A 26,062-nucleotide genomic window follows, 5' to 3' on the forward strand; every position below is an offset into this window, starting at 1 on the left:
GTGGCGCTCACTCACACGACGCTAGCAAGGTGTGCCGACACGGTGCGAGGGAAATACCCCGGGGGCTCGCGTCAGGCGGACGTCAATGCGACTGCCGCTTCACCGGTGTAGGTGAGGTAGGTGAAGGACTCCTGGAAGTACAGGTTCACCACGTCGGCGTCGTGCGAGTCGTAGCCGATCGAGACGTCCTGACCGATCGTCAGCTCGAAATCGCCTCCACGCGTGGACAATACGAACGCTCCGGTGATCGCGGGCGCCCACACGATCTCGCCGTCGATCAGACGCTGGATGTGCTGGCGGACCGGGTAGCCGTGATTCGACGTCTCGTTGACGAGGTTGTACACATCGGCTGCGAGTGCGATGGAGTACGGCCCGTCGATCGACGCGAGCTTGAGCGTCGAGAGCGCCGCGCTGAACGCCTCGGGGTAGTCACGCACGTCCTCGGGCAGCGGGATGGGGGTTGCGGTGGCCTCGGCGCGGATGCCCGAGATGCCTGCGGCGGCGTAGCCCTCGAAGATCGCGCGGTCTTCGGCCAGCGCGAGTTCGCGCGCGGCGTCGACCACCGGATCCCAATCCGAATCCTCCGCGCCGCGATCGACGTCGTCGATGGCCTCGCGGGTGACGGTGAACGGCACCTTGAGTTCGATCAGCGGCTGCACGCTGCGCTTGAACGCCTGGATGCCGTCAGCGGGGGCGTCGATCTTGGTGCGGTGTCCGCGCGTGACCGACGACGCCTCGAGTCCGAGCGGTCCCTTGACGTCGACGAGTCGACGGCCCGCGATGTTGCGCTTGAACGACCGAGCCGCCTCTTCTTCGATGGCCTCCCAGGCGGACGCGGAGATGGGGGCGAGTTCGCGATGCAGATTGTTCATGGTGCGTCTCCTGGTAGTCGGTGTTGGTGGCGAGTTGTGTTGTCAGGCAGAAGGTGCGGAGGAGTCACGAGGGGCGCAGCGATCCGATTCCCAGCGAGCCGTCGCCGGGGTCCGTCGGCTCGGGTGGTGGAACCGGCGATGCGGCGTCGAGCGTGACCGGCGCGGGTGCGTCGTGGGGAGCGTCGTCGTCGGAATCCGACTCGGCCGCGGGTGGGGCGTCGGGGAGGTCGTCGAAGAAGTCGACGGTTGGGGTGAAGAACTGTGCCCCGGTGACGGCGGTGGTGAAGTCGAGCAGCCTGTCGTAGTTTCCGGCGGGATCGCCGATGAACATCTTGCGCAGCATCTCCTCGGTGACGTCGGGCGCCGAGGAGTACGCGATGTAGAAGGTGCCGGAGTCGCCGATGCCCGAGGCCTCGCCGTAGGGCATGTTGTCGCGGACGACGTCGATCTGCTCACCGTTGACGTCATTGACCACATTGAGCGCGATGTGCGAGTTGGTCGGTTTCACGTCGTCGGACATCTCGATGTTGTCGAGTTTGGTGCGCCCGATCGCCGCCTCCTGGTCCTCGACCGAGATCGAATCCCATTCCTTGAAGTCGGTGACGTAGCGCTGGATGGCGACGTAACTACCGCCCGCGTATGCGGGGTCTTCGTCGCCGACCGTGATCGCGTCGATCGCGGCCTGGCCGACGGGATTCTCGGTGCCGTCGACGAAGCCGATGAGGTCGCGAAGGTCGAAGTAGCGGAAGCCGTGCACCTCGTCGACGACGGTGACCGCGTCGCCGAGTTCGCTCATCAGCATGCGGCCGAGCTCGTAGCAGAGGTCCATCGCGTCGGCCTTGAGGTGGAGCAGGAGGTCGGCGGGAGTCGCTGGGGCGGTGTGGACATCGCCCGCGTACTCGACGAAGGGTCGAAGCGACTTGGGGCGGTTGCCCGCAAACAAGCGGTCCCACGCGTCCGAGCCGATCGACACGATGCCCGCAAGTGCCTGCTCGGGCGCTCGGGACGATACGGAGTTGATGCGTGACCCGAGGACGTCGAACATTCCCCGGACAGCGTCCTCGCCACCCGCGTTGATCGTCAGGACGAGGAACAACGCGTGCTTTGTCTTGCGTGTCAGAATCGTCTGCGGTACGGGCACGGTTTTCACTCTAGTGCAGCGCGCAATGCGCGCCGATGAAAGTGTGTCCTCACAAAACTCAGGTCAGGCACGCCTGGTCGTGTACGACAGTTTTCGGTTCAGCCGCGCGCGACCGCTCGTCCGGCGGCGCGGCCGGAGAAGATGCAACCGCCGAGGAACGTTCCCTCGAGCGCGTTGTATCCGTGCACGCCGCCGCCGCCGAATCCGGCGACCTCACCCGCGGCGTACAGGCCGTCGAATACCGAACCGTCTGGTCGCATCACGGCCGACTCGAGGTTGGTCTCCAGACCGCCCAACGTCTTTCGCGTCAAGATGTTCAGTCGCACCCCGATCAGCGGCCCGTGTTCAGGGTCGAGGATCTTGTGGGGCTTGGCCACGCGCACGATCTTGTCGCCGAGGAACTGGCGCGCGTTGGTGATCGCCATCAGCTGCGCGTCCTTGGAGAATTTGTTGTCGATCTCGTTGTCGCGGGCGGAGATCACGCGCTCGACATGCTGCAGATCGAGCTTGGGGCCGCGAGTGATCTCGTTCATGCCTGCGACGAGTTCTGCGAGATTGTCGGCGACGACGAAGTCGCTGCCGTTCTTCAGGAACGCCTCGACAGGACCGGGCGCGCCCTTTGCGAAACGACTCTTCGCGGCGAACTTCAGGTCTTTGTCCGTGATGTCGGGGTTCTGCTCCGAACCCGACAGCGCGAACTCCTTCTCGACGATCGACTGCGTCAGGATGAACCACGAGTAGTCGTGGCCGGTCGCGAGGATCTCGCGCATCGTCGAATTGGTGTCGAAGCCGGGGAAGTTCGGCGGCTTGAGTCGATTGCCGTTGGCGTCGAGCCAGAGCGACGACGGCCCGGGGATGATGCGGATGGCGTGGTCGGGCCAAATGGGATCCCAGTTGTGGATGCCCTCGGTGTAGTGCCACATGCGGTCTCGATTGACCAGGCTTGCGCCCGCTTCCTCGGCGATGCCGAGCATGCGACCGTCGACGTAGGCGGGGACGCCGGAGATCATCGTCTTCGGTGCGGGCCCGAGACGTTCCGTCGGCCAGTTCTTGCGGATGAGTTCGTGGTTGTGGCCGATGCCGCCGGTCGTCACGATGACCGCACCGCCGCGGATCTCGAAGTCGCTGATCTCGTCGCGGTTCGACGCCTCGCCGCGCCCGGCGGCCGTCGGAGCAAGCTTTGACCCGCGCACACCGACAGCGGTGCCGTCTTCGACGACGATCTCGTCGACGCGGTGCCGGAAGCGGAACTCGACGAGTCCGCGACGCTCGGCGTCGAGCACGGGCTCGGCGAAGATCCGGACCACCTCGGGGCCGGTGCCCCAGGTCAGGTGGAAGCGCGGCACCGAGTTGCCGTGGCCGTCGGCGAATCCGCCCCCGCGTTCTGCCCAGCCGACGACCGGTGTGATGCGCAGGCCGAGATCGTGCAGGTACTGACGCTTCTCCGTGGCCGCGAAGTCGACGTAGGCGCGAGCCCACTGTCGAGGCCAGTAGTCCTCGTCGTCGCGGTCGAACCCCGCAGAGCCCATCCAGTCCTGAAGGGCGAGTTCCGCTGAATCGTGGATGCCGAGTCGACGCTGCTCGGGAGTGTCGACGAGGAAGAGTCCGCCCAGCGACCAGAACGCCTGCCCACCGAGGTTGTTGCGGTTCTCCTGGTCGACGACGATCACCCGACGACCCGCCTTGGTGAGTTCGTAGGTCGCGACGAGTCCGGCAAGGCCGGACCCGACAACGATGGCGTCGGCTTGTCCTGCATCCACGTGCGCTGTGTTCACGAGAGCCTTCCTCGATATGTCCTGCTTGTGGGATCGACCCTATCCCCGGAGCCCTCGGTGAGGTAGCGCCGACGGGTATCGAGATGTGACGACCGACATGTGACAATTGGGCGCCCTGTGACCTAGTTGACGCAGCGCAGGTATGGACCGCGCGTGTGACGTGGGTAATGATCATCTGCGTGTCTCAACCGACGGTCAAGGGTCGATGTACCTTTTGCTGCTGCGTTATGCAGCCGTTACACTCTGTCGCGTTGGGGACCAACTCAGTCGGTATGGCCGCTGACCCCCATTTCCTGCCCGTATGAACGAGGCCCGTCCGGGTCAAGATCGTAAGGACTCTTCTCATATGTTGACTCGCGCGCGCAAGCGCCTCGTTGCCGCTGTGGGCGCCATGGCGGCGCTCGGCGGCCTGACCATGGCCGTGGCCCCGGAAGCCCACGCGGCCGGCCAGACCGAATACGTGTACTCCGCATCGATGCACAAGAACATCCCGGTTCGCATCGTCGACGGTGGTGGCGGCGGCCCCAAGCCCACCCTCTACCTGCTCGACGGTCTGCGGGCTCCCAACAACACCAGCGGTTGGCTGCAGAACAACACCGGCGCCGACCGCTTCATGGCCGGCAAGGGCACCAACCTGGTCATCCCCTTCGGCGGTGGCGGCAGCTTCTACACAGACTGGGAGCGTCCCGACCCCAAGCTGGGCGTGAACAAGTGGGAAACGTTCCTGACACGCGAACTGCCCGCGTACATGAAGAAGAACCACAACTCAGACAACCGTCGTAACGGCATCGCGGGTCTGTCGATGTCGGGAACGTCGGCGCTGAACCTCGCGTCGCGGCACCCGGGCTTCTACAAGGCGGTCGCGTCCTACAGCGGCTACCCGACCGTCACCTTCCCCGGCTTCACGCAGGGCATCCAGGCGTCGGTCGCGACCATGGGCGGCGACCCCAACAACATGTGGGGCTTCTACCCGGCAGGCCAGTGGTTCCAGAACGACCCGTTCCTGAGTGCCAACAACCTGGCCGGCGACTACGTGTACCTGTCGTCGGGCACCGGACTCGGCAGCAAGTTCGACAGCTCGATCAACCCGACGAGCGCGAACTTCAACCCGGTCAAGTTCTCGCAGATGGTTCCGCTCGAGGTGGCCGCATCGGTCAGCACGCGGCTCTACATCCCCCGCGTCGCAGCGGTCCCGGGCGTCAAGCTCACCACGCATGTGACCCCGGACGGCGACCACTGGTGGGACTACTGGCAGGAGAACTTCCGCCAGTCGTGGAACACCACCTTCCGCCCCGCGTTCTTCTGAGCCGAGGCCAGGAAGCTGAACGACTGAACAACTGAACACGACGAGGGCCGGCGATCGGATCGATCGCCGGCCCTCGTCGTTGTGTTGTGTGCGGTGTGCGGGTGAGTGGTTTCGACTCGGCTGCTCGCTTCGCTCGCGGCCGCTCAACCAGCGGGAAAGGCGGCTCACGCAGCGGGGTGGGCTGCACACCATGCGGGTAAGTGGTTTCGACTCGGCTGCTCGCTTCGCTCGCGGCCGCTCAACCAGCGGTAAAGGCGGCTCACCCAGCGGGGTGTGGCCGCTCAACCAGCGAGAGAAGTGGCCCGGCTCAACCAGCGAGGGGTGAGCCGGCCCGACCAGCGGGCTCGGGCTGTCCTACTCGCCCGAGTCCTGCGTGCCGCGGCGGCGGAAGGCGCGGGCCTCGTCGAGCGCGGAGCGCGGGGTGTCGGACGAGTCGTCATCGACTGCCGGCACCTGGCGGGTCGGCTGGTCGTCGCCCTCCGGGGCGTCGGAGGCCGTGGGACCTTCGACGCGCGGGATGCGCTGAGTCGGACGGTCCCACATGTACGCGTCGTCGTCCTCGTCGGCGTTCGCTTCCGTCCCGGTCGTACCGATTGACGTCGTCGCGGCGTCGTCCGTGTCGTCGGCCGCGGCGTGGCGGTTGCGGCCAGCGAGGCCTGCACCCGCGGCTGTTCCGGCGAGGGCGGTCGTTGTCGCGGCGCTGCTGCGGTCGGACTCGCGTTTGTCGAAGAAGCCCGGTTCATCGTCGTAGACATCGGGGTTCTCGAGGTTCTTGTCGGCGCTGTTTCGCGTCCGCCAGATGATCAGAATCCATGCGAGGAGGAGTAGTGCTCCGACGATGCCGAGGATGAGCGGCAACCAGAATCCGCCGAGCTTGAGCAGATTCATGTAGTGGCCAGCGCGATCGGCCTGCGCGTTGACGGTGCCGTCTGCCCACTGGAACGTGGCCTTCAGGGCGTCGAGCTTGAAATCGCGGACCGGTGCGGGCGTTCCGTCGCTCTGGTCGGGCGACTTGAAGTACTGGCGCTGGTCCTCGCGGCCGTTGACGATGGTGCCGGTCTCGGGCTCGACGAAGACGTGGCGCGTCGCCGATGCGTAGCGATGCATCGTGATCTTGTCGTCGGGCTTCACGCCGCGCCCGGTGATTCCCCACCACTTCGCGGGCATCGTGAGCATCGTGCCCAGCGCGGCCTCACCCTGTGCGTTGGGCAGCGACGAGAGGTCGGTCTCGGGAACCTCGGAGACGAACTCGTAGGTCTTGACCCCGTTGAAGGTCTTCTCGCCGACGTACTTGGCAGGCTGATCCTGGCGGGTGTTGAGGTCGTAGTACAGGTACGACCGCTTCTTGACGTTGAAGCCGAACTTGTACTGGAACCCCTTACGGTCGGGCAACTGGACCGACACGTCCTTGACGTTCACGCCCTCCGGTGCGGCCTCGAGCTGCAGAGCGCTGACGGTGCCGTTGGGCACCGATGTCTTGCGGTTGACCGAAACCCTGTCGATAGTTGCGGTGAGCAGGCCGTCGTCGCACTTCAGGTCGCCATCGGCGCGCGGGGCCGGTGGGTCCGTCTCCTTGCCGTCGGCGTCGCGGATGCGGTCGATCTGGACGGTTTGCGCCGACTGCAGAGTGGCCTGTCGCTTGTCCGAAGGCTCGATGATCACGCTTCGACGCTGCTGCGTCAGGTGTGCGTCAAGCGTGCGGGCCTTGGGCTGTGAGACCGAGCAGCGATCGAAGATGACCGCCGGGAACCGCTCGCCGGCCGATCCGTCGGCAGGAACCGTCGAGGCAACGGACGTGATGTCGAGATCGAGTGGCACCACCCGCAACTGAGGCACCAGGAACGCCGGGATGGCGATCGCCGCGGTGATGCAAGCAACCCCGAGGAATGCCAGCAGCGCCAGCCAAACTCGTCTCATTCTCGACTCCTGTGCGGTTCGGCCTGGCCCGTCGTGTCGACGAGCAGGCCACGGTCAACGCTCTCACCCTAATGGTCGGCCAACGGGAATCAGCCCATGCCGGTGCGATCGGCACGCCTGTCCCGTTCGGCTTCTTTCATGATTCCGGCCATGTAGCCGTAGATCTCCGCGTCCGACATCGCCTTCCAGCGCGGTGCCAGCAGCTTCATGTACTTCTCGACGTAGAGCAGTTGCTTTCCGACGAGCACCAACTCGCGCGGCAACCGGGCGTCGTGTGCCCGTGCGACCGCCGCGAGTTGTCGCCCGAGGTCGGTGTAGCTCATGTCGCCGAGATCCGTGGTCGACAGCGGTGTGGTGATCTTGCGGATGTCAGCCCCACCCTGCGTCGTCGAACCGGGGTTACGCACAGCTCCCAGCAAGAAGATGGCGCGACCCGCCGATTCGTAGTCGTTGCGGACGATCAGGTCGACGACGAGCTGACGCAGGATGCGTCGGGTGCGTGGTGTGAAGCGTCCGACGATGCCGAAGTCGAGCAGCACCAGGCGACCGTCTGCGTCGACGAGGACGTTGCCGGCGTGGAGGTCGCCGTGGAACAAGCCGCCGTGGAACGCCGACTCGAGCAGCGACAGCAACAGGTTTCGGCACAGCGCGACCCCATCGTGTCCGGCGGCGCGCACAGCGGCGGCGTCGTCGATGCGGGTGGCGTAGATGCGTTCCATCGTCATGACGCGCGCGGTGGTCAGGTCGTCGTAGACGTAGGGAACGCGAACGCGATCTCCGAACTGTCCTGGTTTGAGACATTCGTACCATTCGCGCATGGCGTCGGCCTCGTTGCGGAAATCGAGCTCGGCGTCGAGACCGTCGGCAAAATCCTCGACGACGTGTCGCGCCGACAACATCCGGCCGTACTCCGAGATCTCGGCAAGGCTGGCGAGTCGTTCGAGGATCGCGACGTCGGGTGCGAGGCGCTCGGCGATTCCGGGACGTTGGATTTTGACGACGACCTCGTCGCCGTTGTGCAGCCTCGCGGTGTGGACCTGGGCGATGGATGCCGATGCGATCGGCTCGGGGTCGAACTCGGCGAAGACGTCCTCGGGGGCGCGGCCGATCTCGTCGATGAAAACCTGTCGGATCTCATCGGGGTCGGCGGGCGGCACGCTGTCGAGGAGCGATTCGAACTCCGATGCCAACGTCTCGGTGAAGACACCGGGACTCGACGCGATGAGTTGTCCGAGCTTTACGTAGGTGGGGCCGAGGTGCTCGAAGGTCGCGCGCACCTGCGCTGCCGCGCGTTTGCCACTTGGTGCGCGCAGATGCGCGGCGTCGAATGCGGTGTCGAGGAGGAATCTGCCGACGCCGAGCGTTGCGTGGGCGGTGGTCACACCGAGGCGCGTGACCTCGGCGATCGGCGACGCCGGGCGTAGACGCGCGTGGCGACCGTCGTCAACTTTGCTGTCCATATTCCCCCCTGCTCGTCGTGCTTGCGGGTTCCCGCGTCGCGCCCAGTGTAGGAGGTCGGTGTCGGGAATCGGACAAGGCGTACGAACGGCCCAGGTGTCGGTCGCGCCTCAGCCGTGCTCGGGCTCCCCTGAAACGCGATGGTCGGCGTGGTTGAGGGCCTCGGCGATGACCCTGCCGACGTGCCCGTCGCGTAGACGGTAGATGATTCGACGCCCCTCGCGTCTGGTGTCGACGAGCCCGGTGAAGCGCAGTTTTGCCAGATGCTGACTGACCGCAGTCCGCGACGCTCCGACGGCCTCGGTCAGAGCCGTGACGTCACGCTCCTCGTCGCGCAACAGCCACAGGATGTGCAGCCGAGTGGGGTCGGACAGCATGGTGAAGAGTGCTGTTGCGGTACCGAGGAGCTCGGGGTCGGGGCTGACCCGGTGCTCGAGGCTCGGGGCAGGGGTGGCTGCCTGTTTCATCGGCGGTGATCACCGTTCGTCGGCGGTTGCGGTTGCGCGGTTCATCGTAAGTGAGATCCGCGGGTGCATTCGTAGGTTCGCCGGTCGTGTGTTCGCTGTTCGGGTGGCAGTCGCCGGTCGCCAGCTATACGCGGCGCCGACGAGTCCGAGTAGCGCGAGCGCCGACAGTGCGAGTGCACACACCACTTGCCCGCTGGTCGAGGCGCCGAGGCCGGCGAGTGGATAGGTCACCAGAAACGCGGCATGCGAGAGCGAGAACTGGGCGGTGAACACCTCGTCCCGGTCGGCGTCGGTGCTGTGATCGCGCAGCACACGGGCGGTGCCGGTCGAGATGATCGACGTCGCGGCACCGAGCACCGCCCAGAGTGCGAGCAGTGTGATGTACGACGACGCGCCCAACCAGATAGCCATCGCCCCGACGCCGATCACGCAGGCGAGGGCGCAGGCCAGCATCGGCCGTGAGGTTCCCGCGCATCGGAAGATCGTCGGGCCGAGGAGCGCGGCGGCGATCGACCCCGCGCCGAACACAGCGAGAGCCACCGCGACCGCCGTCGCAGAACCCCCGAGGTCGGCGCGGACGAAGACCACGGTCCCAACCATGACAAGCGCTGTGGCCGCTGCGACGACGACGTTGATCCACAACACCCCGCGAAACGAACCGCGCGCCAGCATGATCCGACAACCCGCGAAGGTTCGCCCGCCGAAGCTCTCGGCGGTGGAGGTGGGCCTTTCTTTGATGCTGCGGCCGTTGATGTTTCTGCGGCACGAGATGACGAGGGCGGCCGACGCGGCAAAGCCGAGCGCTGTGCCGACGAACAGCGTCGAATAGGACACGACAGTCAGCAGTGCTGCTGCGATCAGCGGGCTGCCGACGGATTCGAGGTCGTAGGCGATCCGCGACGCCGCGACGGCCGACGAATAGTCGTCCCGGTCGTCGACCACACGCGCAATGGTTGCGGAGAAGGTCGGCGTGAAGGTCGCCGACGCGGTCTGCAACGCGAACACCAGGAGATAGATCTGCCAGACGTGGCCGACCCACGGCAGGCAGCAGGCCATTGCGACACGTACGACGTCTGCGCCGACGAGCACTCGCGAGGCGGGTAGGGCGGTGACCAGCGCGCGCATCACCGGGGCCATCACGACGTAGGCGACCATCTTCACCGCGAGTGCCGTGCCAAGAACCCGACCGGCGTCGGGGCCCGCGAGGTCGTAGGCGAGCAGACCCAACGCAACGGTGAGCAGGCCGGTGCCCAGCAGCGACACCACCTGCGCGCCGTAGAGCCGACGGAAAGTCGGATAGGTGAATGCCCGCACAGGGCGATATTAAGCTATATGTGCGCATCTGCGCACATATACGCGTGCGATACATACCCTAGGGGGGTATAAAGGGGATATGGAGACGCACGGGCACGCGGCCAGGGGCGCAGAACCAGGTGGCCGCGAACACATGGGCCACGAACACATGGGCCACGGCAACATGAACCACAGCGGCATGGACCACGGGGATATGGCGCACGGGCACATGGACCACGTCGCGATGTTCCGACGGTTGTTCTGGATCATGTGCGTGATCGCGATCCCGGTCGTTGCGGCCTCGCCGATGTTCGGGTCGATCGTCGGCTACACCGTCCCCGACAACGCGGTGCGACTGATCTCGCCGGTGCTCGGCACGGTCATGTACCTCTGGGGCGGACGGCCGTTCCTGACCGGTGCCGTGAGCGAACTTCGCTCGCGCACACCCGGAATGATGACCCTCATCGCGCTGGCGATCACGGTCGCATTCGTTGCGTCGTGGGGTGCGTCCCTCCACCTGCTCCCTCACGATCTCGACTTCTGGTGGGAGCTGGCACTTCTCATCGTCATCATGCTGCTCGGGCACTGGATAGAGATGCGCTCGATCGCACAGACCACGTCGGCACTCGATTCGCTCGCATCACTGATGCCGGACGAAGCCGAGCGCGTCGTCGGCGATCCAGGCAGTGGGCAGACCGAGACGGTCGCCCCGGCCGACCTCGTCGAGGGCGACGTGGTGATCGTGCGTCCAGGGGGACGAGTGCCCGCGGACGGTGTAATCATTGACGGCACAGCAGAACTCGACGAGTCGATGATCACCGGAGAGTCTGATCTCGTCACCCGCAAGGTCGGCGACAAGGTGGTCGCAGGAACGGTCACCGCCGATTCCGCGATCACCGTGCGGGTCAGAGCTGTCGGCGACGACACGACGCTCGCGGGCATCCAGCGGCTTGTCGCGCAAGCGCAGAATTCGACGTCGCGTGCACAACGACTCGCCGATCGTGCTGCGGGCTGGCTCTTTTGGTTCGCGCTTGGCGCCGCGGCGCTGACCGCCATCATCTGGACGGCGATCGGACAACCCGAGGACGCTGTCATCCGCACGATCACGGTGCTGGTCATCGCGTGCCCGCACGCACTCGGACTCGCGATACCGCTGGTGGTCTCGATCGCCACCGAACGTGCGGCCAGGATGGGTGTGCTCGTCACCAATCGGATCGCGCTCGAATCCCTTCGGCAAATCGACGTCATCTGCTTCGACAAGACCGGAACGCTCACCCGTGGACGGCCTGAGGTGACTGATATCGTTGCGCGCGAGGGGTATTCGAAGGACGAGCTCCTCGGTCTCGCAGCGTCGGCCGAAATGCAGAGCGAGCACCCGCTCGCTCGCGCCATCGTGCGCGCCGCGCAGGACAGGGGAGTGCGCACCGCGTCGTCGAAGGATTTCAGTACGCACGCCGCAACGGGTGTGCGCGCTGTCGTCGACGGCCGGCAGGTGTCCGTGGGCGGTCCAAGGCTCGTCGAAAATGTGTCTGTCCCAGACGATCTCGCCTCTGCTGCACGGGATCTTCGGGGAAACACGGTGCTGTACCTCATGATCGACGGCGAGGTAGTCGGCGTGATCGCACTCGCCGACGAACCGCGTCCCGAATCGGCACAGGCGGTCGCCGAGCTCCGTGACCGCGGCATCGAGTCGGTGATGATCACCGGCGATGCCCGAGACGTCGCCGACCGGGTGGCCAAGGCGGTGGGCATCACCGAGGTACACGCGCAGGTGCGGCCAGAAGACAAGGAGCAGATCGTCTCCGAGCTGCAGAAGCAGGGCCACACCGTGGCTTTCGTAGGTGACGGCGTCAACGACGCGCCTGCGCTCGCGCGCGCCGATGTCGGTATCGCGATCGGCGCGGGTACCGATGTGGCGATCGGGTCGGCCGGCGTCGTGCTCGCGGGAGACGACCCGCGGACCGTCGTGTCGGCGATCGAACTCTCACGCAAGGCGTACCGCAAGATGAAGCAGAACCTCTGGTGGGCCGCCGGGTACAACCTCATCTCTGTGCCGCTCGCGGCGGGCATCCTCGCGCCGATCGGCTTCGTGCTCCCGATGGCGGTCGGAGCCCTGCTGATGTCGTTGTCGACGATCATCGTCGCGCTCAATGCCCAACTCCTGCGTCGAGCCGATCTACACGAACCGCGAATCTCGGCGTAGTCTTCGTGGAGGGTTTTCGACTGTGGGTCGAAAACACTCAGGGTCGACAACATCGATTCGGCGAAGGAGCACGCACATGGGGCTCGATCTGGCACGTGCCGATCTCGTCGTGGTCGGGGCGGGGGTCGCGGGACTCACCGCCGCACTGCACGCAGCAGAGCTCGGGCTGCGCGTGGTGATCTGCAACAAAGGTGCTGCGTACAGCCCTGAATCGCTTCAAAATGCCGGATCGCTTGAACATGCGGGGCCGTTCGAACACAGCACGTCGACGTACTACGCGCAGGGCGGCGTCGCGGTGGTCGCGCCCGACGATGTCGACGACAGCGTCGAATTGCACCTGGACGACACGCTGGCCGCCGGTGCGGGGCTCGGTGATGCCGAGATCTCGCGGGAGATCCTCGCGGACGGATGGTCTGCGGTGTCGCGCCTGCTCGGATGGGGTGCGCAGTTCGATCGCGATGCCTGGGGGAGATTCACCCGTACGCGCGAGGGCGGGCACAGCGTGCGTCGGATCATCCATTCCGGCGGCGACGCCACGGGCGCGCAGATTCAGCTGGCACTGTCGGAGGCCGTCGCCACCGTGATTCGACGCGGCGAGGTGCGCGTCCTCGACGACTGCACTGTCACCCGAATACTCACCGCGAACGGACGCGCCGTCGGCGTCGCGTACCTCGGCGCGGACGGATCGGGAGTGGTGCACGCCCCGACGGTGCTGCTCGCGACGGGCGGCAGCGGACACCTCTTTGCCGCGACCACCAACCCGGCGGGCGCCACGGCAGACGGCCTCGCGCTCGCACTACGCGCGGGTGCCGACGTTGCCGACCTCGAGTTCGTGCAGTTCCACCCGACGATGCTGTACACGCCGGGAGCGCGAGGTCGGCGCACGCTGGTCACAGAGGCCATCCGAGGCGAGGGCGGACGTCTCGTCGACGCCGACGGAATGTCGGTGACCGAGGGCGTCCATCCGCTCGGCGATCTGGCACCGCGCGACGTCGTCGCCAACGCCGTGACGGCGGCGATGGAACGCACCGGACATCCGTGCGTGTACCTCGACATCTCGGCAATCGACGACTTTGTCACACGGTTTCCGACGGTCACCGTCGGGCTGCGCACGGCCGGTCTCGACCCAGCGGACGGGCGCATCCCGGTGGTGCCGGGCGCCCACTATCAGTGCGGTGGCGTAGTCACCGACGCGCACGGGCGCACGACGGTCGCAGGTCTACTCGCGGCAGGCGAAGTAGCCCGCACCGGGCTGCACGGCGCCAACCGGCTCGCATCCAATTCGCTGCTCGAAGGGCTGGTGATGGGGGTCCGTGCTGCCGATGTCGCAGCGCTGGCCGGCACCGACGTCGCCGAGGCAGTCGGGTCACTCGGCGACGAGCCCGGTGTCGAGCAGGTGGTGGACCGAGAGGTGCTGCAGGATGCGATGTCGCGTTTCGTCGGGTTGCGCCGCGACGCGGAGGGACTCGGGCGAGTCGCGGCGATGCTCGACGATGCGAGTCCACGCGTCCTCGCGACGCGGCGCGACGTCGAAGATGCTGTGTTGACACTTGCCGCGCGGGCCGTCGTGACGGCCGCCCTGGCGCGGACCAGCTCACGCGGGTGCCATGTGCGTACCGACGAGCAGTACCCGGGCGCGGATCATCACGGGACCGGCGAACAGCGCTCGCGACCCTTCCGATTGGTCGACGGCAACATCTGCGCCGTCGGGGTAGAAGTGCCAGCGCTGACTTCCGTAGACTGACGCCGGGGAGAGGGGCGGTCGACGCACCGCACGGCCGTGATGACAGTCGATTCGACTGTGACGTGCCGGGTAATCGCGAGTAGCGTCGTCGCCACACGTAAGCAGCGCGTATTCGGGCCGATGGGAGGACCGTATGGACGGCCAGGGTTGCTGGTCAACGGTTGTGTGCTCCGCGGAGGAACGTCGCGCGCTCGGTTTGAGCGGGTCGTCGGAATGGTTGCTGCAGTGTCGGCTGGCGGCCGGACACGCGGGTAACCACGCCACGGATGCGAGTGCTCGACCGCGAAGCGACAGACGTCTCTGGCTCGAGTGGAACGACTTCGACGACCGCGCGCAATCGCTCATCGAGCGCAACCCGTGCCCGGTCCCGTCGCCCGAGGGAGCGCGCTGCGTCTTCTTCAACGGACATGGCGGACCACACTTCTATGCCCGGTCGAACGGGCATGCCCCGAGCCCTCGTCCCGGCAGCGGTGGTCCCCGGCGCACGCCCGGTGGCGATGCCCGGGAGCCCGTCGGTACACCCGATCAGCCGCAGCGCAGCGGGCCGTCGACCGGCGATCTCCCGATCGCCGCGGGTAACGCCGGGTCGCATCGCCTCGACGATCCGCGCGGGTCGTCGCTCCGCGAGGCCCCACCCGCGCAGCATCCGGTCTCGTCACATTCGGGGTCGGGGCAGTCGGCTGCGGCACACGCCTACCGCGGTGGACGCCGGTCGACCAACGCTGAACCACCCTCGACGCCCGTCTACCAAGCCAACAGGCACCAGGCTCTCGACGCCTCTGGTCAGCGGTCCGTCGAGCAGCCCCAACCGCCAGCACCTCAACCCCCGTCACCCCAACCGCCGTCACCCCAACCACCGTCACCTCGACCCCCGATGCCGCAGCGCGTCGATCCGTTTCAGGGTGGTCACCCGACGTCCGGGGCGCAGTCCGATCCGGTGAGTGACGCGCTACACGAGGTTGCCGCGGCGTTGTCGAAGCTCGCCGACGCACTCCATCACGCGCGCTCCTGAGACGTCTCTCGTCTTCCGCTCTCAGCTGTTGGCTATCCAGATACCCTAGGGGGGTACCGTTTATTGTCATTTTCTGGTATACCGGTAAGGGGTATACGAGGAGAGTGACCATGACCGTAGACGCGACACCGGACGCCGGGACCAACACAGACGCCGAGCACAACGCACACGGGTACATCACGCGCAAGGACGACTACCTCAAGCGTCTTCGACGCATCGAGGGTCAGGCGCGTGGGCTCCAACGCATGGTCGACGACGAGGAGTACTGCATCGACATCCTCACCCAGTTGTCGGCGATGACCAAGGCGCTGCAGGCCGTTGGGCTCGGTCTGCTCGAAGAGCACATGAACCACTGCGTGGTACACGCAGCGCAGGAGAGCGACGAGGCCGGCCGAGCCAAGGTCGACGAGGCAATGGCCGCGATCGCCCGGCTCGTCAAGTCCTGATGCAGCCGACCAAGTCGATGCAGTCAACACTGACGACGATCAACCACCACGAAAGGTAACCGAACACAATGACCACGAGCACCTACACAGTCACCGGCATGACCTGCGGGCACTGCGTCGCATCGGTTCGCGAGGAGATCGGCGAGATCCCCGGCGTGAACAATGTCGACGTGACTTTGGAGACGGGCGTCGTCGAGATCTCCAGCGATCGCGAACTCGCTCGCGACGAGGTTTCCGACGCCGTGTCCGAAGCCGGATACGAGCTGGTCTGACATGTCGACGACGTACACGACGCACGGTGAGGGGCCGACCACCGTCGTCGACCTCGACATCACCGGCATGACCTGTGCGTCGTGTGCGAATCGTATCGAGCGCAAGCTCAACAAACTCGACGGCGTCCACGCCACGGTGAACTTCGCGACGGAAAGGGCGACGGTCGACGGCACAGCCGACGTCGACACCCTCGTCGCCACGGTTAAGGACGCCGGATATACGGCCACACCCGTGCGCCCGAAAACTGTTGGTGAGTCACCTGATTCGGATCTGGACGACGGGATCGAGCCCGATGGGGTCGATTCGAGCCCTGCTGCCGTCGAGTTGCGGGGATTACGTCAACGACTCATCATCTCGGCGCTGTTGTCGATACCGGTCATCGTCCTCGCGATGGTGCCGGCGTGGCAGTTCACCAACTGGCAGTGGCTGTCGCTGACTCTTGCTGCACCCGTGATCATCTGGGGCGGCTATCCGTTCCATCTCGCCGCGTGGCGCAATCTGCGGCATGGCACTGCAACCATGGACACGCTGGTGTCGATGGGCACTCTTGCCGCCTTTGGGTGGTCTTTGTACGCCCTGTTCTTCGGTATGGCCGGAATGCCGGGCATGACACACGGATTCGAGCTACTCCCCGATCGCGGAGCGGGAGCGTCGTTCATCTACCTGGAGGCCGCAGCGGGCGTCACAACGTTCATCCTCGCCGGTCGCTACGCGGAGAAGCGTGCCAAAATCCGTGCGGGGGATGCACTTCGGGCTCTGATGAACCTCGGCGCGAAGGATGTCGTGATCCGACGTTCGGGCGGTGAGGTCAGGGTCCCGATCGCAGAGCTCGCCGTCGGAGACGAGTTCGTTGTTCGTCCCGGCGAGAAGATCGCCACCGACGGAGTGGTCGTTGAGGGTGCCTCCGCTGTCGACATGTCCATGCTCACAGGCGAATCCGTGCCCGTCGAGGTGACCGTCGACGACGACGTCGTCGGCGCGACGATCAATACGAGCGGTCGACTCGTGGTTCGTGCGACCCACGTCGGTTCCGACACCGCGCTGGCACAGATGGCCAGGATGGTCGAGGCGGCGCAGGCGGGCAAGGCACAGGTTCAACGACTCGCCGACCGGATCTCCGGCGTCTTTGTTCCCGCCGTCATGCTCATTGCCCTTGGCGCACTGATCTTCTGGTGGGTCGACGGTTCGGTGCTGACCGCGTTCACCGCAGCGGTCTCGGTTCTGATCATCGCGTGCCCCTGTGCGCTCGGACTGGCGACACCGACTGCGTTGATGGTCGGCACCGGACGTGGTGCGCAGCTCGGAATCCTGTTGTCGGGCCCCGAAGTGCTCGAGAAGACTCGACGCATCGACACCGTCGTGCTGGACAAGACCGGCACCGTGACCACCGGCGAGATGCGCGTCGACGCCGTACACCCTGCAGCCGGGGTCACCCCGGAAGAGGTCGCCACTCTCGCCGCAGCGGTGGAGAAGGGTTCTGAACATCCCATCGGTCACGCGATCGTCGTTGCCGCACAGGATCTTCCGGTACCCGAGGTCGACGAATTCGACGCCGCTTACGGTGTCGGGGTGTCAGGCAGGGTTGGAGCCAGCAGCGTGGCCGTCAGTGGGCCCGCGCATCTCGACGTCGAACTCGACGAAGGACTTCGCAGTGCCATCGACGATGCGCAGGCCGCGGGAGCGACTCCCGTCGTCGTGCTGCGCGACGGTACGCCCATCGGTGTCATCGTGGTGTCGGACACGGTGAAACCGGGCGCCGCCGAAGCGATTTCGCGCATGAAGAAGGCGGGACTGCGGCCGGTTCTGTTGACCGGAGACAACGCAGGCGCCGCCCGGCACGTCGCCGACATCGTCGGTATCGACACCGTGATCTCCGATGTGCGGCCCGAAGACAAGGTCGCCGAGGTCGTCCGCCTACAGCAGGCCGGCGCGACCGTGGCGATGGTCGGCGACGGCATCAACGACGCGCCGGCCCTCGCGCAGGCCGACCTCGGCATCGCGATGGGCACAGGTACCGATGTCGCGATCGCGGCCAGCGACGTGACCGTCGTCGACGGTGACCTGAACAAGGTGCTCGACGCGATCGCGTTGTCGCGCGCGACATTACGAACGATCAAGCAGAACCTCTTCTGGGCGTTCGGCTACAACGTGGCTGCGATCCCGCTTGCCGCTGCCGCGCTGCTCAATCCGATGATCGCGGGCGCCGCGATGGCGCTCTCGTCGGTGTTCGTCGTGCTGAACAGCCTTCGCCTGCGGCGGTTTACGCCGCGGCGGTGATCTCGACAAGCTCGATCAGCGGGGAGCGGCTCGATCAGCGGTGAGCGGCTCGATCGGCGGGTGGGTGATCTCGACAAGCTCGATCAGCGGGGGGGCAGCTCGATCGGCGGTGGGGTCAGCGGCGCGCGGCGGCGTGGCGTCCGGCGCGGCGTCCGAAGTACGAGCCCTCGCCCAGTTGTGTTCCGCTGGCGTAGCCCTTGCTGTCCTGTGCGATGTTCGCTGCGCACGCGCCCGCTGCGTAGAGTCCGGGGATCGCGGTCCCGGAGGCGTCGAGCACCTCGCCGTCGACCGAGGTCGCCATGCCGCCGAGGGTGAACCCCGCGTACATCGCCTTTCCCAGACTCATGTCGAAGACCGCCCACGGGCCCTTGTCTTGCGGCGCAAGGTATTCGGGCGCTTTGTGGAAGTCCGGATCCTCGCCGCGTGCGGCGTTCTCGTTGTACCGATCAAGGCTCGCCTGCAGCCTCCCGGTCGGAATGCCGAGTGCCTGTTCGGCTTCCGCAATTGTCTCGTAGCCGTCGACAAACGGCACCAGCGGCATGCGTGGTCGCTTCATGTGTGCTTCGTCGACGATCAGATAGGCCGTCGAATCTGGTTGTTCGAGAACAAAACTCGACGTCCGCGAGTGGTAGGAGTCCTCCGCGACGAATCGATCGCCATTCTTGTTCACCGCGATCCCGGTCAGCAGAATGGCCGGCGGGTAGACAGGTGCGGTGCAGAATGCCTGATCCATGTGCTTGAGTTCCGCACCCACCGAGACACCCATGCGGAGTCCGAGGCCGTCGTCGTAGGTGTTGCCGAGTACGTACGGCTTCTCGGTGAGCCACGGCACGTTCTCCGCGACCATGTCGGAGTTCATCACGAACCCGCCCGCGGCGATGACGACTCCCTGCGCCCTGATCACCCCGTCGCCACTGCCGGGGCTGTGCCACGCGACTCCGGCGACAGCGCCGTCGTCGACGACGAGTTGCCGAGCGCCGGTCTCGTATCGCACCTCCACTCCGAGGTCGGCGAGACGTTTGACCAGCAACTCGACGATCATCGCGGCACCACCCGTGTCGCCGGGGACCGGAACCTTGTGCCCGCGCGGGGCGGGAACGGCCATGGTGTTGAACGGCCACACCTTCTCGTTGCCGGTGTACATCAGACCCTGCGTCTCGGGCTGGACGACGGCCTTCTCCGGGTAGTAACTGCGCTCGAACTGAAAGCCGAGAGCTTCGAGCCAATCGAAATGCTCGACGCTGTCGACGCAGTACGCATGGATCTTGTCCGGCTCGGGGTCGCTGGAGACCGCGGTGATGTACCGCTCCATCTCCTCGGCGGAATCGTCGTGCCCGGTGGCTTTCTGGACCGCCGTGCCGCCGCCGAGGTAGAAGTGTCCGCCCGCCAGTGCCGTCGTGCCGCCGGCCGCTGCCGCACGTTCGAGAACCAGAACACGTGCCCCATTCGACGCCGCCTCCACCGCGGCGCAACCGCCCGCGATGCCCAGTCCGATCACCACGACGTCGACCTCGTCGCTGAACTGCGTCACCGCGCCGAGGGGGAGGGTGTCGGGAATCCGTGTGCCGTCAGCCATGCGGCTTAGCGTAGACCACAAACTAGAACGTGTTCTAGTGATTGAGGGTCGCGTACGTTTGCCTTCTCCTCAGGCTTTGGAGGTATCAAGGGGTGTGTCCTCTGGACGAACCCTCACCAGACCCGACGTCGACGACAATCGTCGACCGTCAACTCATGACGGCCCCGCAGCGGTCGCCGGGCTGATCGCCGTCGGCGCAGGCCTCGCCGTTGGCGAGTTGTGTGCGGTTCCGATCTCGGAGAACTCCTCACCGTTCTTCGCCGTCGGTTCGACGGTCGTCGACCACACGCCGCAGGCGGTCCGTGAGTGGGCGATCGGGGTGTTCGGCACCTCGGACAAGACGGCGTTGTTCACCGGAATGGCACTGATCATCGTCGTCCTCGCAGCGGCGACGGGCGTGCTCGAGCGGCGTCGACCTCCGCTCGGGAGCGTTGTGATCGGGGTGTTCGCCGTGCTCGGGGTGGTCGCGGCACTCAACCGGTCGGGTTCGAGCGGCGCCTACGTCATTCCGTCGCTGCTCGCCGGAGTCGTCGGTATCGGGGTGCTGCGACTGCTCCTGCGACAACTCGACGCCCCGCAAACCAACCACAATGACGAGCAGCCGTCCGGGGTCCCACGGCGCTTCGTCCTGACGGCTGCGGGAATCGCGGTCGCCGCCATCGCGGTGGGTGCCATCGGCCGCAAACTGCTTGCCGACGCCGCGCGCACCGTCGCCGATCGCGCGGGCATCAGGCTCCCCGCGCCCGCCTCACCCGCGCCGCCGATCCCCGCGGGCGTCGATATCGGTGTGCAGGGCGCGACGTCGTACGTCACCGACAACGCGTCGTTCTACCGCATCGACACCGCCCTGCAGGTGCCTCAACTGACCACCACGGACTGGAAGCTGCGGGTGCACGGCCTCGTCGACGAGGAGTTCACCCTCACCTGGGACGAACTACTCGCGATGCCCATGACCGAACGCGTCGTGACGTTGACCTGCGTGTCGAACGAGGTCGGCGGTGATCTGATCGGCAATGCCCGCTGGCTCGGCGTGCCGATGAAGGCCATCCTCGACAGGGCCGGAGTTCGCCCTGGCGCCGACATGTTGCTCTCGACGAGCTCAGACGGATGGACCGCGGGCACCCCCGTGTCGGCGATCACCGACAAGCGTGACGCGCTGCTGGCAGTCGCGATGAACGGCGAGCCGCTTCCCATTGAACACGGATTCCCTGTGCGACAAGTGATTCCGGGGCTCTACGGGTATGTGTCGGCGACGAAGTGGGTGACCGACTGGGAACTCACTCGGTTCGCCGACGCTCAGGCGTACTGGACGACGCGCGGGTGGTCGGCGCTTGGTCCGATCAAACTCGCGTCGCGCATCGACCGTCCAGCGGGCGGCTCGGTCAACCCCGGCGAGGTGATCATCGCCGGGACGGCGTGGGCGCAACATACGGGTATCTCCGCGGTTCAGGTCCGCATCGACCGCGGGCCCTGGCAGGACGCGCAACTGGCAACCGAGTACAGCATCGACACCTGGCGCCAGTGGAAGTTCACCTGGCAGACGACCAGCGGCCAGCACACCGTCGAATGCCGTGCCATCGACAAGAACGGGAAGACGCAGACCGAGACCGAGGCCGACCCGGTTCCCGACGGCGCGACCGGACTCGATTTTCGCGACTACACCGTCGGCTGATGAGAGCACGGAGTGGTGCCGCCGTGGGCGTGAGGCGATTGCCGGGGTTACCCTTCGACGCAGCACACATCGAGGGGTGGGTCACATGCGCGGGGTTGTCACTTCTGGACTCGCGGTGTGCGCCGCGGCCCTACTGCTGACCCCCGGCACCGCCGGTGCGGCTTCGCAGGGCGCGCAAGGTCCCGTCCGGCTCCCCACGGTTCAATTGCCCGGGTCCTGGTACGAGCCGACGCCGATCCGGGACAAACCCAGCTGGCTCCCGGAGGGTCTCGGAGAAGACTCGACGGTGCTCCTCATCCCCGGCACCAGCGACTTCACACCGATCAGCTCGACGGTGATCGGCGGCGCAGGCTCCCCGATGGGAGGCGACCAGTACGGCCGCACGGTCGACGTCGGGTTCTACGACGCACCGCATGGCGCGGGCTCCTACAATCCGAAAATCCCGGTCGTGCAATACCCTGCGGCCTTCGGAGTCGTTGTCGGCAATAAGAAGTTCGATCTCACCGGCAACGGCACCTACAACGATTCGGTCGACATCGGTACCGCCGACGGGGTCGCTGACGCCGAGCGGGCATGGGTTGATCGCGGTAAATCGGGCACCATCGTTCTCAATGGCTACTCGCAGAGCGGGCCCATCGCGATGAACGTCGCCTACAAACTCCACCAGAAGTACTTGGCGGGAGACGCGGATGCGATCCCGGATGCCAACGTCGTCGTGGTGGTCGGCGCCGACTCGCGATTTCCCAACACCGGCATCGAAACGGTCATACCCAGCGTCATCCCCGGTGCCTACACGAACGGTCCGCGCGACGAATCGAGTACCGGCGACATTCGGGTCATTTCCTACTGCGTGCGCGGAGACTCGGTGTGCGGCTTGGGAAATCCCCTCGCGCACCCGTTGACCTCCGCCTTCTACTTCTTGCCCGGTGCAACGATCCACGGCCAAAAGGGCAATCTGGTGAACCAGTACCGGGTGGTCTCGACCAAAGAAGTCGGCGCCACCACCTACGTCGTCCTCGACGGCGGCAATCCGCGGGGGATCTTTCTGCGCAGCCTTGGCATACCCGTTCCACCAGAATTCGACGACGCGCTCGACACTCTTGTCCCCGTACCGGAGCCGGGTGAGGCGTCGACGAATGCAGGCGAGAAGCTGCCGACACCGCGCGAGATTCAGGTTGCTCTGTACGACGCGTTGAGGCTGCAGGTACCGGTCACCGACCCGGACGCCCTCGCGGCACAGGGCAAGACGTGGCAGCCGCCGCAGAACACCAGCGCGACGCCGACCCCTGCTCTCACAACCCCTGACCAGCTCCCCGCAGTCGCCGACACCGCGCCCGCAGCGGTCCCCGAGGACCCCGTCGGCGACGTGGTCGCCCATCTAGTTCGCTGGGCAGCCGGCAACGTCAAGCAAAAGTGAGCAATTCAACGGCGTGATCTGCGTCTGCTGAGGTCATGCTATGTTCGTCGCACCGAATTTCGAGCGGGCGCGGCGTGCGGATGACCACCTCATTGACGGACGCGCCCCGACGAGGCGCCAAACGCAGTGGCCGGAGGAGTAAACCCGCGGATCACCGTGCGCTCGTACCCAAACAGATCGAGCACTGACGAAGACCAGTGCCGAAGAAGACAGAGAAGAAACTGACAACATGAGCGTGGGAGTCGTGCGCGAAACGGCCGAGGGTGAGCGTCGCGTGGCGCTCGTCCCGAAGGTCGTTGCGACGCTGGTAGGTAAGGGAGTGCCGGTAACCGTCGAATCGGGCGCCGGTGTGGAGGCGTTGATCCCCGACGACGCATACGTCGAGGCAGGAGCGACGATCGGCGATCCGTACGCGGCGGATGTGGTGCTTCGTGTGTCACCGCCGAGCGACGCCGAGATCGCCAAGCTGCGGCGCGGCCAGAAGCTGATCGGCTTCTTGGCACCGCGCAATGCCGACACCAAGGTCGGAGCGCTGAAGGAAGCGGGCGTCGAGGCGTACGCCGTCGAGGCGATTCCGCGCATCTCGCGTGCGCAGGTCATGGACGCGCTGAGCTCGCAGGCCAACGTGAGCGGCTACAAGTCGGTCGTCGTGGCAGCCGACAAGTCGACGCGATTCTTCCCGATGCTCACCACCGCGGCGGGCACGGTCAAGCCTGCAACCGTACTGGTGCTCGGCGTGGGTGTCGCCGGCCTGCAGGCGCTGGCAACGGCCAAGCGCCTCGGCGGCCGCACCACCGGCTACGACGTGCGACCCGAGGTGGCCGAGCAGGTCCGTTCGGTCGGCGCGCAGTGGCTCGATCTGGGAATCGACGCCGCCGGTGAAGGCGGATACGCCCGTGAACTCACCGACGACGAGCGCGCCAAGCAGCAGCAGGCGCTCGAAGACGCGATCAAGGGCTTCGACATCGTCATCACCACCGCGCTGGTTCCGGGTCGCCCGGCGCCTCGCCTGGTCACCGCCGCTGCAGTAGAGGGAATGAAGCCCGGCAGCGTCGTCGTCGATCTTGCAGGTGAAACCGGTGGCAACTGCGAGTTGACCGAACCGGGTCAGACCGTCGTCAAACACGACGTCACCATCACGTCTCCGCTGAACCTGCCCGCGACGATGCCCGAGCATGCCAGCGAGCTGTACTCGAAGAACCTGCAGGCGCTGATCGAGCTCATGCTCGACGAGAACGGCGCCATCACACCCGATTTCGACGATGAGGTCATCGCATCCGCATGCGTGACCGGGTCGACGTCGACCAGTTCGGAGGTGAAGGCCTGATGTACACCGGTCTCATGGCGAACATCGCCATTCTCGTTCTCGCGGGATTCGTCGGCTTCGCGGTCATCTCGAAGGTGCCCAACACGCTGCACACCCCACTCATGTCCGGTACCAACGCTATTCACGGCATTGTTGTGCTCGGCGCGCTGGTCGTGCTGGGTTCGCTTCCGGCAGATGCCAATTGGGGTACCCGGATCATCGCGTTCGTCGCGCTGATCTTCGGCACGCTCAACGTGGTCGGCGGATTCCTCGTCACCGACCGCATGCTCGGAATGTTCAAGGGTAAGAAGGAGTCTGCCAAGTGAGCGCCATCCTCGCCTCGACGGTGCTGGCGAGCGAGTCGACGGGACAGGTCTCCGAAGGCCTCGGCTACGGCGTCACGGCTCTCTACATCGTCTCCTTCTCGCTGTTCATCTACGGTCTGATGGGCCTGACCGGCCCCAAGACCGCTGTGCGCGGAAACTGGATCGCCGCGACGGGTATGGGCATCGCGATCGTCGCGACCCTGCTCAGCGTCTACAACGACGCAGGCGACGTCGGCGTCCCGACTGTCAACTGGGTGCTGATCGCCATCGGTCTCGCGATCGGTGTCGCACTTGGCATCCCGCCGGCCCTCAAGACCAAGATGACGGCGATGCCGCAGTTGGTCGCGCTCTTCAACGGCGTCGGCGGCGGCACCGTCGCGCTCATCGCGTGGGCCGAGTACATCGAGTACGACGGCTTCACCCAGGTGCCGCACGAGCCGAACGTGGCCGTGATCGTCGGATCGCTCTTCGCGGCGATCATCGGTTCGATCTCCTTCTGGGGCTCGCTGGTCGCCTTCGCGAAGCTGCAGGAACTGCTCAACAAGAACCTCGAGAAGAAGCTCGTTGCAGCGGCCAAGCTGTTCCAGGTCGCCAACGTCGTGCTGGCGATCGTGGCCGTCGCGGTGGCCGTGGTCATCGGTGTGAAGGCGAGCTCGACCAACGCGACTCCGTGGTACTGGATCGTCATCCTGCTCGTGGTCGCGGGTCTGATGGGTCTGTTCGTGGTGTTCCCCATCGGCGGCGCCGACATGCCCGTCGTCATCTCGTTGCTCAACGCACTCACCGGATTGTCCGCTGCTGCTGCGGGTCTCGCGCTGAACAACCAGGCGATGATCGTGGCGGGCATGATCGTCGGAGCGTCGGGTTCGATCCTGACCATGCTGATGGCCAAGGCGATGAACCGCTCCATTCCCGCCATCATCTTCGGGTCCTTCGGTGGCGGCGACGCCGGTGCCGCGGGTGTTGCCGGTGGTGCGGGCGGCACGGTCAAGGCCACGTCGGCTGCCGACGCCGCGATCCAGATGGCGTACGCCAACCAGGTCGTCGTCGTTCCGGGCTACGGTCTCGCCGTCGCCCAGGCGCAGCACACGGTCAAGGAAATGGCAGACCTGTTGGAGGACAAGGGCGTCGAGGTCAAGTATGCGATCCACCCGGTCGCCGGTCGTATGCCCGGCCACATGAACGTGCTGCTGGCCGAGGCCGACGTGCCGTACGACTCGATGAAGGAGATGGACGACATCAACGGCGAGTTCACTCGCACCGACGTCACCATCGTCATCGGCGCCAACGACGTGACCAATCCGGCGGCGCGCAACGACCCGTCGTCGCCGATTCACGGAATGCCGATCCTCAACGTCGACCAGTCCCGATCGGTCATCGTTCTCAAGCGTTCGATGAGTTCGGGCTACGCCGGTATCGACAATCCGCTGTTCACCGCGGAGCAGACGTCGATGCTGTTCGGCGACGCGAAGAAGTCGGTCGCCGAGGTCATCGAGGAGCTCAAGGCGCTGTAGCAGCCTCATGAAGTGCTTTACGATTTGGTAGCAGCGGGGGGCAAAACGTGTCGCCCGATGGTCCGGG

20 protein-coding genes are annotated in these 26,062 nt (G+C 65.9%); 12 read left to right on the forward strand and 8 right to left on the reverse strand.

The window, feature by feature from the left end; genetic code table 11:
* Positions 1-71 precede the first annotated feature (71 nt).
* From ACRVY7_RS19085 to ACRVY7_RS19095, 3 genes are all read right to left on the reverse strand, one after another.
* The gene (locus ACRVY7_RS19085) at positions 72-872 is read right to left on the reverse strand and encodes a family 1 encapsulin nanocompartment shell protein (RefSeq protein ID WP_049699380.1); all 801 of its coding nucleotides are present in this window, start codon (positions 870-872) and stop codon (positions 72-74) included.
* 64 nt (positions 873-936) lie between these two features.
* Positions 937-2,013: a Dyp-type peroxidase gene (locus ACRVY7_RS19090; protein ID WP_049699486.1), complete on the reverse strand. Its 1,077-nt coding sequence runs from the start codon at positions 2,011-2,013 to the stop codon at positions 937-939.
* Positions 2,014-2,111: 98 nt separating this feature from the next.
* Positions 2,112-3,788: an FAD-binding dehydrogenase gene (locus ACRVY7_RS19095; protein WP_416259141.1), complete on the reverse strand. Its 1,677-nt coding sequence runs from the start codon at positions 3,786-3,788 to the stop codon at positions 2,112-2,114.
* A gap of 346 nt (positions 3,789-4,134) precedes the next feature.
* On the opposite strand from ACRVY7_RS19095, the gene ACRVY7_RS19100 reads away from it, so the two are divergent.
* Positions 4,135-5,094, forward strand: coding sequence for an alpha/beta hydrolase (locus tag ACRVY7_RS19100; RefSeq protein WP_049699381.1), 960 nt, complete (start codon positions 4,135-4,137; stop codon positions 5,092-5,094).
* A 354-nt stretch (positions 5,095-5,448) separates the two neighbouring features.
* Here the strand turns inward: ACRVY7_RS19100 and pgfA are convergent, their stop codons facing one another.
* The 4 genes from pgfA to ACRVY7_RS19120 all read right to left on the reverse strand — a co-directional run bounded on the left by pgfA (position 5,449) and on the right by ACRVY7_RS19120 (position 10,250).
* Positions 5,449-7,011 (reverse strand): cell envelope lipid trafficking protein PgfA, encoded by a 1,563-nt coding sequence (gene pgfA, locus ACRVY7_RS19105; RefSeq protein WP_431818228.1) that lies wholly within the window; start codon positions 7,009-7,011, stop codon positions 5,449-5,451.
* An 89-nt stretch (positions 7,012-7,100) separates the two neighbouring features.
* Positions 7,101-8,471 (reverse strand): ABC1 kinase family protein, encoded by a 1,371-nt coding sequence (locus tag ACRVY7_RS19110; protein ID WP_431818229.1) that lies wholly within the window; start codon positions 8,469-8,471, stop codon positions 7,101-7,103.
* 108 nt (positions 8,472-8,579) lie between these two features.
* A complete protein-coding gene (locus ACRVY7_RS19115; RefSeq protein ID WP_049699384.1) occupies positions 8,580-8,936 on the reverse strand; it encodes an ArsR/SmtB family transcription factor in 357 nt (118 codons plus the stop codon).
* A gap of 9 nt (positions 8,937-8,945) precedes the next feature.
* Positions 8,946-10,250, reverse strand: coding sequence for an MFS transporter (locus ACRVY7_RS19120; RefSeq protein WP_431818230.1), 1,305 nt, complete (start codon positions 10,248-10,250; stop codon positions 8,946-8,948).
* Positions 10,251-10,383: 133 nt separating this feature from the next.
* Here ACRVY7_RS19120 and ACRVY7_RS19125 point away from each other — a divergent pair, with 133 nt between their 5' ends.
* The 6 genes from ACRVY7_RS19125 (at position 10,384) to ACRVY7_RS19150 (ending at position 18,184) form a co-directional block, all read left to right on the forward strand.
* On the forward strand, positions 10,384-12,432 hold the full coding sequence (locus ACRVY7_RS19125) for a heavy metal translocating P-type ATPase (protein ID WP_431818231.1): 2,049 nt from the start codon (positions 10,384-10,386) through the stop codon (positions 12,430-12,432).
* A 76-nt stretch (positions 12,433-12,508) separates the two neighbouring features.
* Positions 12,509-14,176: an L-aspartate oxidase gene (nadB, locus tag ACRVY7_RS19130; RefSeq protein WP_431818232.1), complete on the forward strand. Its 1,668-nt coding sequence runs from the start codon at positions 12,509-12,511 to the stop codon at positions 14,174-14,176.
* A 133-nt stretch (positions 14,177-14,309) separates the two neighbouring features.
* The gene (locus ACRVY7_RS19135) at positions 14,310-15,188 is read left to right on the forward strand and encodes a hypothetical protein (RefSeq protein WP_431818233.1); all 879 of its coding nucleotides are present in this window, start codon (positions 14,310-14,312) and stop codon (positions 15,186-15,188) included.
* A 110-nt stretch (positions 15,189-15,298) separates the two neighbouring features.
* Positions 15,299-15,634, forward strand: coding sequence for a metal-sensitive transcriptional regulator (locus tag ACRVY7_RS19140; RefSeq protein WP_431818234.1), 336 nt, complete (start codon positions 15,299-15,301; stop codon positions 15,632-15,634).
* Positions 15,635-15,702: 68 nt separating this feature from the next.
* Entirely contained in the window at positions 15,703-15,906 is a 204-nt protein-coding gene (locus tag ACRVY7_RS19145) for a heavy-metal-associated domain-containing protein (RefSeq protein WP_005203212.1), read from the forward strand.
* Between the two features lies 1 nt (position 15,907).
* Entirely contained in the window at positions 15,908-18,184 is a 2,277-nt protein-coding gene (locus ACRVY7_RS19150) for a heavy metal translocating P-type ATPase (RefSeq protein ID WP_431818235.1), read from the forward strand.
* 115 nt (positions 18,185-18,299) lie between these two features.
* On the opposite strand, the gene ACRVY7_RS19155 is transcribed toward ACRVY7_RS19150, so the two are convergent.
* On the reverse strand, positions 18,300-19,760 hold the full coding sequence (locus ACRVY7_RS19155) for an FAD-binding protein (protein ID WP_064864080.1): 1,461 nt from the start codon (positions 19,758-19,760) through the stop codon (positions 18,300-18,302).
* A gap of 94 nt (positions 19,761-19,854) precedes the next feature.
* Between ACRVY7_RS19155 and ACRVY7_RS19160 the strand changes: the two genes are divergently transcribed.
* The 5 genes from ACRVY7_RS19160 to ACRVY7_RS19180 all read left to right on the forward strand — a co-directional run bounded on the left by ACRVY7_RS19160 (position 19,855) and on the right by ACRVY7_RS19180 (position 25,995).
* Positions 19,855-21,432, forward strand: coding sequence for a molybdopterin-dependent oxidoreductase (locus ACRVY7_RS19160; RefSeq protein WP_431818236.1), 1,578 nt, complete (start codon positions 19,855-19,857; stop codon positions 21,430-21,432).
* An 85-nt stretch (positions 21,433-21,517) separates the two neighbouring features.
* Positions 21,518-22,849, forward strand: coding sequence for an alpha/beta hydrolase family protein (locus tag ACRVY7_RS19165; RefSeq protein ID WP_431818237.1), 1,332 nt, complete (start codon positions 21,518-21,520; stop codon positions 22,847-22,849).
* A 229-nt stretch (positions 22,850-23,078) separates the two neighbouring features.
* Positions 23,079-24,176 carry a Re/Si-specific NAD(P)(+) transhydrogenase subunit alpha gene (locus ACRVY7_RS19170; RefSeq protein ID WP_005203205.1) on the forward strand — a complete coding sequence of 366 codons (1,098 nt, stop codon included), beginning with the start codon at positions 23,079-23,081 and terminating at the stop codon, positions 24,174-24,176.
* Complete coding sequence (locus ACRVY7_RS19175; RefSeq protein ID WP_005177965.1) at positions 24,176-24,481, forward strand: NAD(P) transhydrogenase subunit alpha part 2; 306 nt, start codon at positions 24,176-24,178, stop codon at positions 24,479-24,481. The genes ACRVY7_RS19170 and ACRVY7_RS19175 overlap by 1 nt, the downstream gene beginning before the upstream one ends.
* Complete coding sequence (locus tag ACRVY7_RS19180; protein WP_082937967.1) at positions 24,478-25,995, forward strand: NAD(P)(+) transhydrogenase (Re/Si-specific) subunit beta; 1,518 nt, start codon at positions 24,478-24,480, stop codon at positions 25,993-25,995. Before ACRVY7_RS19175 ends, ACRVY7_RS19180 begins: the two co-directional genes overlap by 4 nt.
* Positions 25,996-26,062: the final 67 nt, after the last annotated feature.

It is taken from the genome of Gordonia jacobaea, assembly GCF_965344965.1.
Classification (GTDB): domain Bacteria; phylum Actinomycetota; class Actinomycetes; order Mycobacteriales; family Mycobacteriaceae; genus Gordonia; species Gordonia jacobaea.

Coding starts and splice junctions, on each gene's coding strand:
- ACRVY7_RS19145 (WP_005203212.1), top strand. CDS start 15,703: ATGACCACGAGCACCTACACAGTCACCGGCATGACCTGCGGGCACTGC.
- pgfA (WP_431818228.1), bottom strand. CDS start 7,011: ATGAGACGAGTTTGGCTGGCGCTGCTGGCATTCCTCGGGGTTGCTTGC.
- ACRVY7_RS19110 (WP_431818229.1), bottom strand. CDS start 8,471: ATGGACAGCAAAGTTGACGACGGTCGCCACGCGCGTCTACGCCCGGCG.
- ACRVY7_RS19150 (WP_431818235.1), top strand. CDS start 15,908: ATGTCGACGACGTACACGACGCACGGTGAGGGGCCGACCACCGTCGTC.
- nadB (WP_431818232.1), top strand. CDS start 12,509: ATGGGGCTCGATCTGGCACGTGCCGATCTCGTCGTGGTCGGGGCGGGG.
- ACRVY7_RS19140 (WP_431818234.1), top strand. CDS start 15,299: ATGACCGTAGACGCGACACCGGACGCCGGGACCAACACAGACGCCGAG.
- ACRVY7_RS19115 (WP_049699384.1), bottom strand. CDS start 8,936: ATGAAACAGGCAGCCACCCCTGCCCCGAGCCTCGAGCACCGGGTCAGC.
- ACRVY7_RS19175 (WP_005177965.1), top strand. CDS start 24,176: ATGTACACCGGTCTCATGGCGAACATCGCCATTCTCGTTCTCGCGGGA.
- ACRVY7_RS19100 (WP_049699381.1), top strand. CDS start 4,135: ATGTTGACTCGCGCGCGCAAGCGCCTCGTTGCCGCTGTGGGCGCCATG.
- ACRVY7_RS19155 (WP_064864080.1), bottom strand. CDS start 19,760: ATGGCTGACGGCACACGGATTCCCGACACCCTCCCCCTCGGCGCGGTG.
- ACRVY7_RS19125 (WP_431818231.1), top strand. CDS start 10,384: ATGGGCCACGAACACATGGGCCACGGCAACATGAACCACAGCGGCATG.
- ACRVY7_RS19135 (WP_431818233.1), top strand. CDS start 14,310: ATGGACGGCCAGGGTTGCTGGTCAACGGTTGTGTGCTCCGCGGAGGAA.
- ACRVY7_RS19085 (WP_049699380.1), bottom strand. CDS start 872: ATGAACAATCTGCATCGCGAACTCGCCCCCATCTCCGCGTCCGCCTGG.
- ACRVY7_RS19165 (WP_431818237.1), top strand. CDS start 21,518: ATGCGCGGGGTTGTCACTTCTGGACTCGCGGTGTGCGCCGCGGCCCTA.
- ACRVY7_RS19170 (WP_005203205.1), top strand. CDS start 23,079: ATGAGCGTGGGAGTCGTGCGCGAAACGGCCGAGGGTGAGCGTCGCGTG.